This is a genomic window from Nocardiopsis sp. SBT366, assembly GCF_001083815.1.
Lineage (GTDB): Bacteria > Actinomycetota > Actinomycetes > Streptosporangiales > Streptosporangiaceae > Nocardiopsis > Nocardiopsis prasina.
In genome coordinates this window covers 19,144-34,966 of record NZ_LAVM01000060.1, presented here as the reverse complement: position 1 = coordinate 34,966, position 15,823 = coordinate 19,144, and the positions used below count along the sequence as shown (strand labels likewise).

The window sequence follows — 15,823 nt, the reverse complement described above, 5'->3', positions numbered from 1 at the left end:
CGACACGCATCCCGGTCAGCGCAGGCGAGGAGGAACACATCGCCTATAGGCTCGCCCGTGACAGCAACAACGAAGGCGGATGCCGGTTTTGTCTGTTTCTCAACAAGTTGGAAAAACGAGCACTTACCACCGGTAAGTCCGCAGGTCAAAAAGCCTGCTCCCCGCGCACGCGGGGATGGACCCGACCTGCTGACCGGGGCCGTCCGGGTCCGCATCTGTTCCCCGCGCACGCGGGGATGGACCCACTCCCACCGTGTCCCGGTACACCCCACCGGGCTGTTCCCCGCGCACGCGGGGATGGACCCCTGAACCCGACCCGCAGGACTGAGGGGTTGACCTGTTCCCCGCGCACGCGGGGATGGACCACGGTGGTGGGCGCGACCTGGGCGCATCCCTGGCTGTTCCCCGCGCACGCGGGGATGGACCCGGGGGGCGGGGATGTCGAAGCCCGGCAAAACGCTGTTCCCCGCGCACGCGGGGATGGACCCCGGGTCCCGCCTACCTGCTCCGCGGGGTGGGGCTGCTCCCCGCGCACGCGGGGATGGGCCCAAGGAGGCCACCATGGCGCCGCATGTGGCTGGAGTGCTTCCGCGCGAGTTTCAAAACTGCCCGAAGCAGAGACAAACGATCCGCGCACGCGGAATAGCGAGTTGGCTAGGGGAATGACGCGAGTACTCGGGAGAGGGCCTTTTCGCCTGCGGGTTTCCAGGTGGGCTTGCCACCTGGGAGACCCTGTTCGCCGGCACGGCCGATCTCGATGAGGCCGAGGCTCCGAATGAGGGCCCAGCCTCGGGAGCGTTGGATGGTGGCCTCGTCGGTGGGATACCTGGCGAAGAACTCCGTGGCGTTGGGGAGCAGGACCCATGCGGCGCAGAGGTCCGTAGCGGGATCGCCTGAGCAGAGTTCGCCGAAGTCCACGACACCTGTGAGGGCTCCGTTGGTGGTGACGACGTTGGCCGGGTGCAGGTCCGCGTGCAGCCACACCGGGGGGCCATGCCACTGGGGTGCGTCAACTGCGGCCTGCCAGACCTTCAGGATCCGGGGAATCTGGTCGGGGTCCGCGGTGCTTCGGGCGTACTGCTCGAACTGCTCGAAGTCCCCGATGAGGTCGCGTGGGTGCATACCGCGCTGTGGGTTGGCCGGGGCGTCAGCTGGGGCTGGGCGATGGAGCTCGGTCAGGAAGTCCGCGAGCGTGTGGGGATCTCTGGTCACGGGAGAGCGGTCCGCAGGGTCACCGGTGATCCAGGTGGTGATCAGCCAGGTGTGGGGGAAGTGTGGGGACGGCGTGCCGAGGCGCACGGGGACCGGGATGGGCAGGGAGAGACGCGGGGCCAGAGCCGGCAACCACCGGTACTCCATGCGCAGGAGGTCGGGCGCGCGCTGAGAGCGGGGCATCCGGACTGCGAGGTCCTCGCCCAGGCGCCACATCTGGTTGTCCCAGCCGCCCTCGACGGGGCGCAGATCCCTGCTGGCGAGATCCGGGTGCTGCTCTTCGAGGAGGGCTCGTACGAGTGGCTCGTTCACGGAGCCCACTGTAGAGGGGCGGTGGTCGCCGCCCCCCTACAGCTCGGGATCAGTGAACAGGAAGGCTCTCGGGCTCCTGACCGGCCTCGGACCGGCGCACCAGGAAGGTCGCAAAGAACGCCAGGCTGGCGATCACCGCACCCAGGACGAACGCCATGTGGATACCGCCCGCCTCGGCGACGACGGCGTCCGCGCCGTCGTTGAGCTGACTGGCGGCGACGGCGGACATCACGGCGATGAACGTCGCGGTGCCGGCGGCGCCCGCCACCTGCTGCACGGTGCCCACCACGGCGCTGCCGTAGGAGTACAGCGAGGGCCGCAGGGAACCGAGCGCACCGGTGAGCAGCGGGGTGAACATGAGTCCGAGCCCGACGCTGAGCGCCATGTGCGCGGCGACGACGTACCCGAGCGAAGTCTCGGTGCCGAAGAAGGTCATGCTCCACATCACGAGCGTGACCACACCGGCTCCCGGGGTGACCAGGGGCCGGGGCCCGAAGCGGTCGTACAGTCGACCCACGAACGGGGCCAGCAGACCCATCACCAGACCACCGGGCAACAGGGTGAGACCGGTCGCGAGTGTGTCGTGGCCGAGCACGTTCTGCATGTAGATCGGCAGCAGGATGATCGTGCCGAACAGCGCCATGAAGCTCACCAGCACCAGCCCGATGGAGATCGAGAACTGGCGGGACTGGAACACCCTCAGGTCGAGCAGGGCCCGGTCCTCCTTCTGGAGCCCGATCTGGCGCCACACGAACAGCACCAGGGCGACGGCTCCCACGAGGAGCGCCACCCACGGCGGGATGGGCGCGTCGGCGTCGGCCGCCTTGCCCAGGCTGGAGAAGCCGTAGACCAGGCCGCCGAAGGCGAAGGCGGACACGATCACCGAGAGCACGTCGATACGGGCGGCGCGGGGCTCGGTGACATTGCGGATGAAGGCGGCGCCCAGCCCGAGGGCGAGCAGGGCGATCGGCAGCACGAGTCCGAACAGCCAACGCCAGTCCAGCACGCTCAGGATGAGCCCGGACAGGGTCGGCCCGACGGCGGGCGCCACCGCCATGACGATGGAGATGTTGCCCATCACGCGGCCGCGGCGGTCAGCCGGGACCGTGTTGAGGATGGTCGTCATGAGCAGCGGCATCATGATGGCGGTTCCGCTGGCCTGCACGATCCGGCCCAGCAGCAGGACCGTGAAGTTCGGCGCGAGGAAGCAGATCAGAGTACCGATGCTGAACAGGGTCATCGCGGCGATGAAGACCTGCCGCAGGTGGAACCGTTGCAGCAGGAACCCGGTCACGGGGATGATCACGGCCATCACGAGCATGAAGGCCGAGGTCAGCCACTGCCCGGTGGAGACCGAGATGCCGAGGTCGCGGTTGAGCGCGGGCAGCGCCACACCCATGATCGTCTCGTTGAGGATGACGACGAAGGCCGAGACAAGGAGGAGCGGGATGACGAGTCGGGTCGCGCGCTTGTCCGCGACCTCGTCGGAGTTTGTCACGTCGGGTTGCCTGGTCACATACTTCCTTGCGCGCTTGGGGTGGCCTGGATCCGGGGGATGAGCGGGGTGCGGGCTGTACCGTCCGAACGATCAACCCCGCTGGTCACGGCAGTATTCCGGGACGGAAGGGGATATTCCGCCGAGAACGCCACTGTGGCTTCCAGGTTAGGCGACGAAACGCCCCGTCTCGCCCGATTTTGCGCGCTGTGCAACCACCTTCCTCCTGTGCCCTTCCCCACGTCGGTCAGGGCAGCTCGCAGGCCCGCGCCGCGAACGACCACACGGCCGCCCCGACCAACGGGTCGATGCTCCTGCGTCCCGGGCCTCCGGTTCCGCGCGAACCCGCGCCCTCCACCCCGGCGACCCCTCCGGACAGGGCGGGCTCGCCGCGCAGACCGCCGCGGGGCCCGTAGAACTGGCCGCTCAGGGCTTCGGGGGAGGTGGCCGCGAGCACGGCGGGCAGCGCGCCCCGGTCGGTTCCCTGCGCCCACGGGTACTGGAGCCGGTCCAGGGCCGTGGGCCGGGGCGGGGTGAAGAGCTCTCCCACGCTCGGTGAGAGCACCGGCAGCGAGTAACCGGGGTGCGCGACCAGGCTCCGTACCCTCGATCCGCGCGCGGCCAGCCTTCGGTGCAGTTCGAACCCGAGCGCGTGGGTGACCAGCTTGGACTGCGCGTAGGCCCGCCACGGTGAGTACGTGTGTTCCAGCTCGAGGTCGTCGGGGGAGGGGCGGACCAGTTTGGCGCTCATCGACCCCATCCAGACGACGCGGCCGGAGGTCCGCTCCAGTGTCTCCAGCACCTCGTGGGTGAGGATGTGGTGGCCGAGCGCGTTGGTGGCCAGGGTCAGTTCGTGCCCGTCCACACTGACCTCGCGCTGCGCCGGTGCGCCCACGAGCCCGGCGTTGTTGACCAGGGCGTCCAGCCGCGGGAGGTCGGCGAGTTCGGCTCCGGCCGCCCTGGCGCTGGCCAGGTCCGAGGTGTCGATCCGCACCACCCGTGCGTGGGCGCCCTCGACCTCCTCGCGCAGGGCCGAGGCGATCCGCTCGCCGCGTCGGGTGTCGCGGCACAGCAGCACGACGTCGGCTCCGGCCCGGGCGAGGAACAGGGTGATCCACAGCCCGATCCCCGAGCTGGCGCCCGTCACCGCGATCGTGCGTCCGTCCATGTTCGGCGCCTGCCAGCCCATGTGCTCCGTTTCCCCTCTGTGGATGGTCCTCGGGTCCGGCAGCCTAGGGGTCAGGCCAGGAGCCGGTCCAGCTGGCCGCGCAGGGTCCGTTCGGCCTCCAGCGAGGACAGGCCGCCGATCAGGACGCGCATGGACAGGCCGTCGGCCGTGGCCATGAGGCCACGCGCGGCGGCACGGGGGTCGGGGAGGTCGGGCGCGACCCTGCCGAGGAGCCGGGCGGCTTCGGCCTCCTCCCCCTCCTTGGCCTCGGCCAGCAGGCGGGCGAGGGCAGGGTGGTTGAACCCGGCGGCGACGTACTGGTGAAAGACCGAGACCCCGGCGCGGGCCGTCTCGGCCCGGGGGATGGGGTGCCCGACCAGCTCCCAGAGGGTCTCGCGGTCGTCCGTGTCCCGGGTGGATTCGTCGTGGAGCCGTTCGGCGCTCGACAGCATCGCCTCCAGGCTGGCCTGGAGGAGTTCGTCCTTGCTGTGGAACCAGTACTGGATGCGTCCGACCGACACCCCGGCGGCCGTGGCGACGTTGCGCATGGACACGGCTCCCATGCCGTTCTCCGCGATCACCTGCCACACCGCGTGGAAGATCTCGGTCCGTCTCGGGTCGGGTTCCGGGTTGTTCATGGTCCCATCCTAGCCAAGGAAAATACGATCGTATTGAGATGGGTGTACACTCGGAGTGCGGTCAATACGATCGTATTTTTCCTTGGAGGGGTCATGAGCGACCGCGAGAACCGCCGTCCCCGGCTGCGCCGCGTGCTCCAGGTCCTGGCCGTGCTGGCGGTGGCCTGGCTGGTCGTCGACAAGGCGGTCGCGGTCGTCGCGCCCGAGCCCGCCGTGGGGCACTGGCGCAGTTCGGAGGGGCACGCCTCCTACCGGGAGGCCTACGACGATGTGATGGCGACCCTGCCCGAGCCCACCCGCTCCCACGACGTCGCCACCGAGTACGGGTCCGTGCGGGTGTACGAGTGGACCGCCACCGAGGAGGGGGCCAAGGGCGACCCGCCGGTCGTGTTGCTGCCCGGAATCCGGTCCGGGGCGCCGATGTGGGGAGCGAACATCACCCACTGGGTCGGCCAGCGCACCCTCTACGCGATGGACGCGATCGGTGACGCAGGGATGTCCACGCAGTCGACGCCGTTCACCTCGTTCGACGACCAGGCGGCCTGGGTGGAACAGGTGCTCGCCGAGCTGGAGTTGGAACGCGTCCACGTGGTGGGGCACTCCTTCGGTGGGGCCATCGCCGCCGTCCACGCGCTCGAACACCCCGGTCGGGTGGCCTCGCTGACGCTTCTCGAACCGGTGATGGTCCTTCGGGGGCTGCCCGCCTCCACCTACCTGTGGTCCTCGCTGCTGCTGCTCCCCGTGCCGCAGTCGTGGAAGGACCGGGGCATGGCGGAGATCGGTGGGGTCACGGTCGAGGAGGTCCGCGAGCGCACCCCGATGTCGTCGATGATCGACCAGGGCTCACGGCACTACGACTCGGCCACCCTGGTGCCGCGCACCCTCTCGGACGAGGAGTGGCGGTCCATGTCGATGCCGGTCCGGATCGACCTGGCCAGCGACAGCTCCCTGGCCGGTGGCGAGGAGGCCGGGGAGCGCGCCCGGGAACTGGGCAGGGAACCCGTCACCGTCTGGCCGCAGACCACCCACTCCCTGCCCATGCAGGCCGCCGACGAGCTGGGCGCGGAACTCGCCGCGTACTGGGCCGCCCACGACGGCTGAGCCCCCGGGTCAGGCCTCCAGTCTGCTGCGCAGTTCCGGCAGGCCCGTGCCGCTCGCCTGGTCCAGGTAGGCGGGACGGCCCGCCATGAGCATGACGAGCGCGAGCAGCGGACCCTCCACCACGGGCAGCCCGGGGTCGTTCGTGGTGAAGTCCGCGTCCGTGGCCCGCAGGTGCAACCCCTTGACCTGGGTCCTGCTGTTCACGGCGAAGTCGCGGGAGGCGAGGAACCGTGCCACCTCGGCCACCGCCTCAGGTGTGGGCTCGCGCTCGATCCCGAGCGGGCGGCGGACGTCCTGGCCGTGCACGACGAGTTCGCCGAGCCAGGGGGAGGGGTCGCCGGAGGGCAGCCGCACGGGTTCGCCGCCCTCGGTACCCAGGGCGGCGAACCTGGCCAGTGTGGCGGCGGGCTCGTGTCGGGCGAAGCGGGCGATCTGCCTGCGGTTGTGGACCGCGGGGCGCAGGCCCGAGCGCAGGATGGAGACGATCCATCCGAGCTGGCCGATGGTCATGCCCGAGCCGAGGTGCGCGACCACCTCGTGCACGTTCCACTCGGTGCACAGTGAGGTCTGGTTCCACTGCTCGTCGGTGAGTTCCCGCAGGTCGGCCACGAGGGCGGCGTGTTCGACGGCGAGCATGCGCCTGGGGTCGGTGGTCTCCATGAGCGCACTGTACGGACCGGCGCCGACAGTTTCCGGAAGGACCGCGCCGACACCGTCTCCCCGCTCCCGCCAGGAATGCACGACGCAAAGGTCCCGCTCCCTTCGCTCTCGAAAGTCGCTGGGGTGTGTTGCCGCTCACTCGCCCGGCCTCTAAAATGAACGCCAATCATTAATCGGCGTCCCAGGAGTGACCTCATGAGCAGTCCCCTCCAGAACTTCGTCAACGGCGCCTTCGTCGACGCCCACGGTCAGGACCGGCTCGACGTCGTCAACCCCACCAACGGGACCACCGTCGCGGTCTCGCCCGTCTCCGACCAGGCCGACGTCGACGCCGCCTTCGACGCGGCGCGCACCGCCTTCGCCACCTGGCGGCGCGTCACCCCTGGGGAGCGGCAGCGGCTGCTGCTCAGGATCGCGGGCGCGGTCGAGGCCAACGCCGAGGAGATCGTGGAGGCCCAGCACCGCAACACCGGCCAGCCCCGGTGGATGATCTCCCAGGAGGAGATCGCCATGGGCGTTGACCACCTGCGCTTCTTCGCCGGTGCCGCCCGCACCCTGGAGGGCCGCGCCGCCGCCGAGTACATGGAGGGCCACACCTCCTACGTCCGCCGTGAGCCGGTCGGGGTCGTCGCCCAGGTCACGCCGTGGAACTACCCGCTGCTCATGGCGGTGTGGAAGATCGGCCCCGCCCTGGCCGCGGGCAACTGCGTCGTGCTCAAGCCCTCCGACACCACCCCCGAGTCCACCCTGGTCCTGGCCCGGCTGATGGGTGAGATCCTCCCTGCGGGCGTGTTCAACGTGGTCCTGGGCGACGCCGGGACCGGGCGGCTCCTGGTGGAGCACCCCGAACCGGCCATGGTCTCCATCACCGGATCGGTGCGCGCCGGCCAGCAGGTCGCCGCCTCGGCGGCCAAGGGGCTCAAGCGCGGCCACCTGGAGCTGGGTGGCAAGGCCCCGGCGGTGGTCTTCGCCGACGCCGATCTGCCCGCCACCGCGAAGGCCCTGGTGGAGTTCGGCACGTTCAACGCGGGGCAGGACTGCACCGCCGTCACTCGGGTCCTGGTCGAGGAGAGCGCCCACGACCGTTTCGTGGAGCTGCTAGCCGAGGCCGCGCGCGGCACCCGGACGGGAGAGGCCGACGAGTCGCGCAACGACTACGGCCCGCTGAACAACGCCCGCCACTTCGCGTCGGTTACCGGCAAGCTCGCGCGTCTGCCCGAACACGCCACAGTGGTCACCGGCGGCCGGGCGGTCGAGGGCGAAGGTTACTTCGTGCAGCCGACGGTGATCACCGGCGTGCGCCAGGACGACGAGCTGGTGCAGGAGGAGACCTTCGGTCCGATCCTGACCGTCCAGACCTTCTCCTCGGAGGCGGAGGCCGTGGAACTCGCCAATGACGTGGACTACGCACTGGCCTCCAGTGTGTGGACCTCCGACCACGCCGCCGCGATGCGCCTCACCCGCGATCTCGACTTCGGCTGTGTCTGGGTGAACACCCACGTACTGCTCACGGCGGAGATGCCGCACGGCGGCTTCAAGTCCTCGGGTTACGGCAAGGACCTGTCGCTGTATTCGGTGGAGGAGTACACCCGGGTCAAGCACGTGATGCACGCGCTGGAGGGGTGACCCGGGCCCTGCGGCTCAGTCCGTGTACCTCTGGCGCAGGCCGCTGACCAGGGCGTCGAGTGCGAGCTCGAAGGCCCGGTCGGCGGCCGCGCGGGGGTCCGCCGACCTCTGCGCCGCGAACCGTGTGAAGGTGGGCGCGACCTCCCCCATCCCGCCCGGATCGAAGATCCCCTCGGGGGCGGAGGCGTCGTAGGCGGCTCCGAAGACCAGCGCCTCGACACCGACGATGATGTCCACCGCGTCCGCGCCGACGATCCCGGCGTCCTCCAGGGCACGGGTCACGCGCTCGTACATGCGCAGCGTCCCGGGGGAGTCGGCCACGGGCAGCACCGCCATGACCGGGATGAGCGCCGTGTGCTCCATGAAGCACCGCCGGTAGGAGCGCGCCCACTGCCGCAGGGCCTGGTCCCAGGGCTCGGTGCCGAAGGCGGAGTCGTCGATCCGCTCGTTCACGCGTTCCTGCAACAGGATGAGCACGTCGCGCTTGGAGGCGACGTGGTTGTACAGCGCCGAGGCGGCGACGCCGAGCTCCTTCGCCAGGGCGGCCATGGTCAGGTGCCGGTAGCCCTGTTCGGTGACGATCCGGATAGCGGCCAGGGTGACGCGTTCACGTGAGAGCACCGGTGAGGAGGGTCTGCCCCTGCCCCGCCCACTGCGCGTTCCCTGACTCACTGGCGCCTGCTTCCTGTCGGGCCCGGACGAGGTCGCCACCAGTCTAGGAGCGGCGCGTCGGCGCCGGTATCAGTGCTGCTCGTGGGAGTGTCCCGCTTGACACCGGGGGCCCCGTGTCCGTTAATGAATGGTATTCATTTAATGGTTCGAAGGAGCGCACCCATGAGTGGCACACACGTCATCGGCAGCGACGAGGTCATCGACCGTGACGTCGTGGTCGTGGGCGCGGGCCCGGCCGGACTGATGGCCGCACGCACCCTCCAGGCCGCCGGACGCACCGTGGCCGTCCTGGAGGCCCGCGACCGCGTGGGCGGCCGCACCTGGTCCCGCGAGGTCGACGGGGCCTTCCTGGAGCTGGGCGGCCAGTGGGTCTCGCCCGACCAGACCGAACTGCTCGGACTCCTGGACGAGCTCGGGCTGGACACCTACCCGCGCCACCGCGAGGGCGCCAACGTCTACCTCGCCCCCGACGGCTCCCGGCACGAGTACACGGGGGACATGTTCCCGGCGGGGGAGCGGACCGAGGCGGAGATGGCGCGGGTCATCGCGACCCTGGACGGTCTGGTCGAGGAGATCGGCGTCGAACGCCCCTGGGACCACCCGCTCGCCCGTGAGCTGGACACCGTCACCTTCACCGAGTGGCTGCGGCGCCAGACCGACGACGAGGCCGCCCGCGAGAACATCGGCATCTTCATGGCCGGGGGCATGCTCACCAAACCCGCCCACGCCTTCTCCGCGCTCCAGGCGGTCCTCATGGCGGCCTCCGCCGGGTCGTTCTCCCACCTGGTGGACGAGGACTTCATCCTGGACCGCCGGGTGGTGGGCGGTATGCAGTCGGTCTCCCGGACCATGGCCGACGCGCTGGGGGAGGGCACGGTCCTCCTGGACACCCCGGTCCGGACCGTTCGCTGGAGCGAGGAGGGGGCCACGGTCATCTCCGAACGCGCGACCGTACGGGCCCGCCGCGTGATCGTGGCGGTACCGCCCACCCTGTACTCCCGGATCACCTTCGAACCCGCACTGCCGTGGCTTCAGCAGCAGATGCACCAGCACACGTCCATGGGCCTGGTCATCAAGGTCCACGCGGTCTACGACCGCCCGTTCTGGCGGGACCGGGGGCTCTCCGGAACCGGGTTCGGTGCCAGGGAGCTCTGCCAGGAGGTCTACGACAACACCAACCACGGGGACGAGCGCGGCACCCTGGTGGCCTTCGTCTCCGATGAGCCCGCCGACGACCTCCTGCGCCGGTCCGCCGAGGACCGCAGGGACGCGATCCTGCGGTCCCTCTCCCACTACCTCGGAGAGGAGGCGCTGGAGCCGGTCGTCTACTTCGAGTCGGACTTCGCCTCCGAGGAGTGGACCCGGGGCGCCTACGCCGCCAGCTACGACCTCGGCGGGCTGCACCGCTACGGGGCCGACCAGCGCGCACCCGTGGGCCCGATCGGCTGGGCATGCTCGGACCTGGCAGCTGAGGGGTACCAGCACGTGGACGGCGCGCTGCGCCAGGGCCGCCGCGCCGCGGAGGAGGCCCTCACGGACACCACCGGCTGATCTCCCATGACGCCAGGAGGCCCGGCCCCGTCCACTCGCGGGGCTGGGCCGCGTCGACGTGTCAGCTCCGGGGCGTCACGCCCCCGAGGCCGCCGCGAACTCCGCGCGCAGCCGGACCACCTCGGCCGGGTCCCAGCCCGTTCCCGGCACGCTGGAGGCCAGCATGCGCGTGTAGGGGTGATCGGGTTCGCGCAGCACGCGGCGGGTCGGCCCGTGTTCGACGGCCCGACCCCGGTACATCACCAGGACCTCGTCGGTGACCTGTCCGACCACCGCCAGGTCGTGCGAGACGAACACCAGGGACACCCCCGACTCCTCTCGGATTCCGCTGAGCAACCGCAGGATCTGCGCCTGCACGGACACGTCCAGCGCGGAGACCGCCTCGTCGAGCACCAGCACGGACGGGTCGGCCGCCAGCGCCCGGGCGATGGCCAGGCGCTGCCGCTGACCGCCGCTGAGCCGGTGCGGCCTCGCCTCCGCCTCCCGCGCGCCCAACCCCACCTGTTCGAGGAGTTCCAGCGCACGCCGCTGCGCCTCGGCCCGTTCCGCGCCGTGCAGCCGCAGGACGTGGCACAGGCACTGGGCGGCGGTGAGACGGCGGTCCAGGGACTCCAGCGGGTTCTGGAAGACCAGCTGGACCTCCCTCGCCCGGCGCAGGCGCGCGGCGCGTCCGCGCTCACTGATGCCGCGCACCCGACCCGACACCCGGATCTCCCCGGAGTCGGGCCGCTCCAGGCCCACCAACATCCTGGCCACGGTGCTCTTGCCGGACCCGGACTCGCCGACCACGCCCAGCGAGCCACCGGGCGCGAGCTCGAACGAGACGTCGTCCACGGCCACCAGTTCAGGCACGCCCCGGCCCATGGAGTAGGCCCTGCGCAGTCCGCTCACGGACAGCGCCGGTTCGTTCGGGGTCATCGGATCTCCTCCTCCACGCGGGACGGGCCCGCTCCGCGGCTCGCCGTGTCGGCCCTGACACAGGCGACCCCGCCGTCGTCGAGCGGGAACGTCTCGGGACGCCAGGTCGCGCAGTGCTCCGTCGCGTCGGCGCACCGTGGCGCGAAGGGGCAGCCGGTGAAGGCCGTCGACAGCGAGGGGGGCGCCCCTGGGATGGGTTCGGGGGCCAGGTCGGAGTCCAGCCCAGGGTTGCAGGCGATCAGTCCCCGTGTGTAGGGGTGGCGCGGGTCGGCGAAGAGCGCCGCCGCCTCTCGGGACTCCACCACCCGCCCCGCGTACATGACGTGCACCCGATGGCAGTAGGCGGCGGCCAGGTGCAGGTCGTGCGTGATGAACAGGACGCCCATGCCCCGGGTCTCACGCAGATCGCGCAGAACCGAGAGCACCTCCGCCTGCGTGGTGGCGTCCAGTGCGCTGGTGGCCTCGTCGGCGAGCAGGAGCTCGGGCTCGGTGGCCAGGGCCGCGGCGAGCACGACTCGTTGCAGCATGCCCCCGGACATCTCGTGGGGGAACTGGCGGAAGCGCTCCTCGGGCCGGTTCAGACCCACCTCCGCCATGAGGTCCAGGGCCCTGGCACGGGCCTCGGCCTTCGGCGTGCCCAGAGCCAGGACCAGGCGTTCGGTGAGGAAGTCCCCCACGCGGCGGACCGGGTTGAGTACCGAACGCGGGTCCTGGAACACCATGGAGACCCGCCGGGAGCGCAGCTCGGTGAGCTCCGCCGGGGCGGCGCTGAGCACGTCGGTCCCGCCGACGCTGGCCCGGCCTTCGACGGCGGCGCCCTCGGGCAGCAGCCGCAGGACGGCGCGGGCGGTGGTGGACTTCCCCGAGCCGGACTCGCCGACCAGGCCGACGACCTCGCCGGGCCGCACGGTGAGGCTGACCTCGTCCAGGACGGGCCGACGTGTCCCGGCGCCGGGGAGGGTGACGGTGAGGTTCTCGATGTCGAGCAGCATGGGCCTACCTCCGTGAGTTCAGCCGGTCGGCGACACGCACCCCGACGATGTTGAACGCGACCACGACCAGGGCGATGGCCGCACCGGGGACCAGCGCGGGCCACAGCACGCCCTGGATCAGCGCGGACTGCCCCTCCTGGACCATCAGGCCCCACTCGGAGCTGGGTGGCTGCGCGCCGAACCCGAGGAAGCTGAGGGTGGCCAGGCTCATCAGGCCCTCACCGAAGAGCACCACCAGGTACCCGAGCAAGGCGGGCGCCATGTTGGGGATGAGGTAGCGCAGACAGATGACCAGCCCGCTCACACCCTGCACCCGGTAGGCGTCGATGTAGGGCTTGGCGCACTCAGCCAGTGCGACGCTGCGGGTGAACTTGGCGATGATCGGAGTGAACGCCAGCCCCAGCGCCACGACGGCCGTGGTCATGCCGCTGCCGAACACCGCGATGACGAGCACCACGAACAGCAGCCCAGGGAAGGCGTACATGACGTCGGTGACGCGGGCCAGGAGGACGTCGACCCAGCCGCGCCGCCAGGCGGCCAGCGTGCCCATCGCCACGCCCAGCACGGAGGCGAGCAGGAGCAGGGCCAGCGGGCCGAGCAGGCTCTCCCGCGCACCGTGGACGACCCGGGACAGCAGGTCGCGGCCCATCTGGTCGGTGCCCAGCCAGTGGTCGGCGCCGGGTGGCGCCCAGATGTTGCCGAAGTCGATGGCGTTGGGGTCGGCCGGGGCGACCAGTGGAGCGAACACGGCGGCCAGGACCACCGTTGCGAGGAACCCTCCGCTGACCCACAGGGCGCCGCGACCTCCGGACCCGCGAGCACGTCCGAGGTCGGTGCTCACGGTGACGGCCGTGGAGGGCGTCTGGGCGGTCATACCCGGTTCCTTTCGATACGGACCCGCGGGTCCAGCAGCGGGTGGACGAGGTCGATCAGGGTCGTGACCCCCATGTAGGCGACCACCATGCACAGCAGGACGGCCTGCACGACCGGGAAGTCGAGGTTGTTGATGGCGTCCACCAGCAGCGCGCCGATCCCGCTGAGGCCGAACGCGGACTCGATGACCACGGTCCCGCTGAGCATGCTGGCGGTGACCAGGCCGCACATCGTCACGACGGGGCCCAGGGAGTTGCGCAGCACGTGGCGGCGGACCACGTGTCGTTCGGCGATCCCCGACGCCCGCGACGCCGCGACGTGCTCCAGGTCGAACTGCTCCACCATCGTCTGCCGCGTGACCCGGGAGATGATGGCCAGGGCACCGGTGGCCAGGGCGATCGCGGGCAGCGTCAGGTGGTGGACGCGGCCGAGGAACCCCTCGCCCAGGCCGGTCACCGGGAACCACCCCAGCTGTACCCCGAACAGCGAGATCAGCGCGATGGCCAGGACGAACGACGGCACCGAGGCGGCCAGTGTGGTCCCGGCGGTGACGGCGGCGTCGGTGCGGCGCCCGCGCCGCACCGCGGACAGGGCGCCCAGAGCGATGCCCAGGACGGTGAAGAGCACCGCCGCGTAGGCCACCAGGGACACGGTGGTGGGCAGGCGGGTGAGGATGAGGTCGCTCACCGCCGCGTTGTACTGGAACGAGGTCCCGAGGTCTCCGGTGACGGTGCCGCCGAGCCAGAGCCAGTACTGCACCAGCAGGGGCTGGTCCAGGTGGTACTCGGCGCGGACCGCGGCGATCCGCTCGGGGGTGACGTTCTCGGGGTCGCCCACCAGGAACGACACCGGGTCACCCGGTGCGGCGTACATGGCGCCGAAGATCAGCGCCGAGCTGACGGCCAGGGTGAGCAGCATGCCGCCGAGGCGGCGCAGCACGTGCGTGGTCATCGGCCTTCGTCCTCTCGGGCACCGAGGTCGGCGGCCCACGGGTAGAAGAGGAACGCGGAGGAGGCGGGCGCGCCCGTCACCCCTGGTCCCATGGCGAGGGTCGTGGGAACCTGGACGACGGGGATCCACGGCATGGCCTCGGTCCAGCGGTCCTGGAGCTCCACGGCGAGTTCGGCCCGTTCGGCGTCGTCGGTCGCGGCCTGGGCCTCCTTGACGAGGCTGTCGTACTCCTCGTCGGCGAAGCCGGAGTAGTTCACCCCGGCGTCGGAGGCGCCGTTCTTGTAGAAGCCCACGGGGTCGTTCTTCGAGACCCAGTACTCGTCGGAGAACAGGTCGACCTGGGAACGCAGTTCGGGGTCCACGTAGTAGCTGCCGAACTGCTGCCGGGGCACGGTGGCGATCCGCGCCTCCAGCCCGATTTTGGCGGCCGCGTCCACGAAGGCGTTGGCGATGATGGTGCGGGCGGGTTCACCGTCGTTGGCGATGACGATGGGCTCGTCGGGGGCCCCGGCCTCCTCGACCAGCGCGCGCGCCAGTTCCAGTTCCGGTTCGTCGGGGTCGGCGGGGGCGGCGTCGATCGCCGCGTAGGCCTCCTCGAACCGTTCGCGTTCGTACCCCCAGCCGCCCGGGCCCAGGGGAGCGGACCACGGCTCGGCCAGTCCGCCGAAGGCCGACCGGGAGATGCCGTCGCGTTCCAGCGCCAGGGAGAGAGCGCGCCTCAGTCGGGGGTCGGCCAGGCCGCCGCGTTCGGTGGTGATGAGGGACCACACGTTGGTGGAGGGCCCCTGGTACACCTGCACGGTCTCGTCGCGCAGCAGCGGGACGGCGGCGGACGCGGTGTCCAGGTAGGCGCCGTCGGACTCGCCGGTGTTCAGGGTGTTGACCACGGCGTTCTCGACGGCCCAACGGAACTCCACCCGCTCCACGCGTGCGGCGCGGGGCGTGTTCCAGTAGGCGTCGTCGCGCTCCAGCACGACCCGACTACCCGAGCTCCACTCGGTGAGCCGGTAGGGGCCCGTGCAGGCGTCGGCGCCCTGCGGTGTGCCGTAGGCGTCGCCGTCGGCCTCCAGAGCGCGGCGGTCATAGACGATGCCCCCGTTCCCGGCCATGGCGGGGACGAACACGGCGTCGCGCTGGCCCATGTGGACGGTGACCTCGCGGTCTCCCGTGGCCTCGATCCGTTCGACGTTCGTGTACTCGTCGGACTCCTCGGCGCCCTCCGCGGCGTGCCGTTCCATGCTCCACACCACGTCGTCGGCGGTGATCGGGGTGCCGTCGCGGAAGGCGGCCTCCGGGGTCAGGCGGAAGACGACGGTGGAGTCGTCCTCCCACTCGGCGTACTCGGCCAGCCCGGGGCCGACGCTGAGGTCGGGAGCGACCTGCATGAGCCGCTCGCAGACGTTGGCCAGGATGGTGTTCTGCGCGGTGCCGCCCTTGGCGTCGAGGTCGAGCGAGGTGGGTTCGGAGGGGAGCATCCAGGTCACCGAGCCCAGCTCACCCACGGCGGGGGCGGTGGTGGGGGTCAGTTCGAGCTCCGGGCCCGCGGGCGGGGCCGTGCACGCGGTCACTGCGAGCGCCAGGACGGCGGCGGGGATCACCGCTCCGGCGCGGCGTGGTGGTCTGTCCTTCACAACGGTCTTCTCCAGGAAAGTGG

Annotated in this window: 14 protein-coding genes; 3 read left to right on the top strand and 11 right to left on the bottom strand. The window is 70.9% G+C overall.

Annotation, left to right across the window (positions count from 1 at the left end):
* Positions 1–654: 654 nt before the first annotated feature.
* From ADX84_RS18100 to ADX84_RS18085, 4 genes are all read right to left on the bottom strand, one after another.
* Positions 655–1,524 (bottom strand): aminoglycoside phosphotransferase family protein, encoded by an 870-nt coding sequence (locus ADX84_RS18100; RefSeq protein ID WP_369801106.1) that lies wholly within the window; start codon positions 1,522–1,524, stop codon positions 655–657.
* A 49-nt stretch (positions 1,525–1,573) separates the two neighbouring features.
* Entirely contained in the window at positions 1,574–3,040 is a 1,467-nt protein-coding gene (locus ADX84_RS18095) for an MDR family MFS transporter (protein ID WP_049576223.1), read from the bottom strand.
* A 226-nt stretch (positions 3,041–3,266) separates the two neighbouring features.
* On the bottom strand, positions 3,267–4,208 hold the full coding sequence (locus tag ADX84_RS18090; RefSeq protein WP_049576219.1) for an SDR family NAD(P)-dependent oxidoreductase: 942 nt from the start codon (positions 4,206–4,208) through the stop codon (positions 3,267–3,269).
* 50 nt (positions 4,209–4,258) lie between these two features.
* Positions 4,259–4,825: a TetR/AcrR family transcriptional regulator gene (locus ADX84_RS18085; protein ID WP_049576215.1), complete on the bottom strand. Its 567-nt coding sequence runs from the start codon at positions 4,823–4,825 to the stop codon at positions 4,259–4,261.
* Between the two features lie 93 nt (positions 4,826–4,918).
* Between ADX84_RS18085 and ADX84_RS18080 the strand changes: the two genes are divergently transcribed.
* Entirely contained in the window at positions 4,919–5,926 is a 1,008-nt protein-coding gene (locus ADX84_RS18080; RefSeq protein WP_049576211.1) for an alpha/beta fold hydrolase, read from the top strand.
* A 9-nt stretch (positions 5,927–5,935) separates the two neighbouring features.
* Here the strand turns inward: ADX84_RS18080 and ADX84_RS18075 are convergent, their stop codons facing one another.
* Complete coding sequence (locus ADX84_RS18075) at positions 5,936–6,586, bottom strand: maleylpyruvate isomerase family mycothiol-dependent enzyme (RefSeq protein WP_049576208.1); 651 nt, start codon at positions 6,584–6,586, stop codon at positions 5,936–5,938.
* A 195-nt stretch (positions 6,587–6,781) separates the two neighbouring features.
* Here ADX84_RS18075 and ADX84_RS18070 point away from each other — a divergent pair, with 195 nt between their 5' ends.
* A complete protein-coding gene (locus ADX84_RS18070) occupies positions 6,782–8,212 on the top strand; it encodes a gamma-aminobutyraldehyde dehydrogenase (protein WP_049576205.1) in 1,431 nt (476 codons plus the stop codon).
* Between the two features lie 15 nt (positions 8,213–8,227).
* Here ADX84_RS18070 and ADX84_RS18065 read toward each other — a convergent pair whose 3' ends face one another.
* A complete protein-coding gene (locus ADX84_RS18065; RefSeq protein WP_049576199.1) occupies positions 8,228–8,884 on the bottom strand; it encodes a TetR/AcrR family transcriptional regulator in 657 nt (218 codons plus the stop codon).
* A gap of 162 nt (positions 8,885–9,046) precedes the next feature.
* On the opposite strand from ADX84_RS18065, the gene ADX84_RS18060 reads away from it, so the two are divergent.
* Positions 9,047–10,435 carry an NAD(P)/FAD-dependent oxidoreductase gene (locus ADX84_RS18060; RefSeq protein WP_049576195.1) on the top strand — a complete coding sequence of 463 codons (1,389 nt, stop codon included), beginning with the start codon at positions 9,047–9,049 and terminating at the stop codon, positions 10,433–10,435.
* Positions 10,436–10,510: 75 nt separating this feature from the next.
* On the opposite strand, the gene ADX84_RS18055 is transcribed toward ADX84_RS18060, so the two are convergent.
* The 5 genes from ADX84_RS18055 to ADX84_RS18035 are packed head-to-tail and all read right to left on the bottom strand — an operon-like array spanning position 10,511 to position 15,800.
* On the bottom strand, positions 10,511–11,353 hold the full coding sequence (locus ADX84_RS18055) for an ABC transporter ATP-binding protein (RefSeq protein WP_049576191.1): 843 nt from the start codon (positions 11,351–11,353) through the stop codon (positions 10,511–10,513).
* Positions 11,350–12,345, bottom strand: a complete 996-nt coding sequence (locus ADX84_RS18050; protein ID WP_049576188.1) for an ABC transporter ATP-binding protein — start codon at positions 12,343–12,345, stop codon at positions 11,350–11,352. Before ADX84_RS18050 ends, ADX84_RS18055 begins: the two co-directional genes overlap by 4 nt.
* 4 nt (positions 12,346–12,349) lie before the next feature.
* Positions 12,350–13,219: an ABC transporter permease gene (locus tag ADX84_RS18045; RefSeq protein WP_049576186.1), complete on the bottom strand. Its 870-nt coding sequence runs from the start codon at positions 13,217–13,219 to the stop codon at positions 12,350–12,352.
* Complete coding sequence (locus ADX84_RS18040) at positions 13,216–14,169, bottom strand: ABC transporter permease (protein WP_049576181.1); 954 nt, start codon at positions 14,167–14,169, stop codon at positions 13,216–13,218. Before ADX84_RS18040 ends, ADX84_RS18045 begins: the two co-directional genes overlap by 4 nt.
* Positions 14,166–15,800: an ABC transporter substrate-binding protein gene (locus tag ADX84_RS18035; protein ID WP_234004055.1), complete on the bottom strand. Its 1,635-nt coding sequence runs from the start codon at positions 15,798–15,800 to the stop codon at positions 14,166–14,168. Before ADX84_RS18035 ends, ADX84_RS18040 begins: the two co-directional genes overlap by 4 nt.
* Positions 15,801–15,823 lie beyond the last annotated feature (23 nt).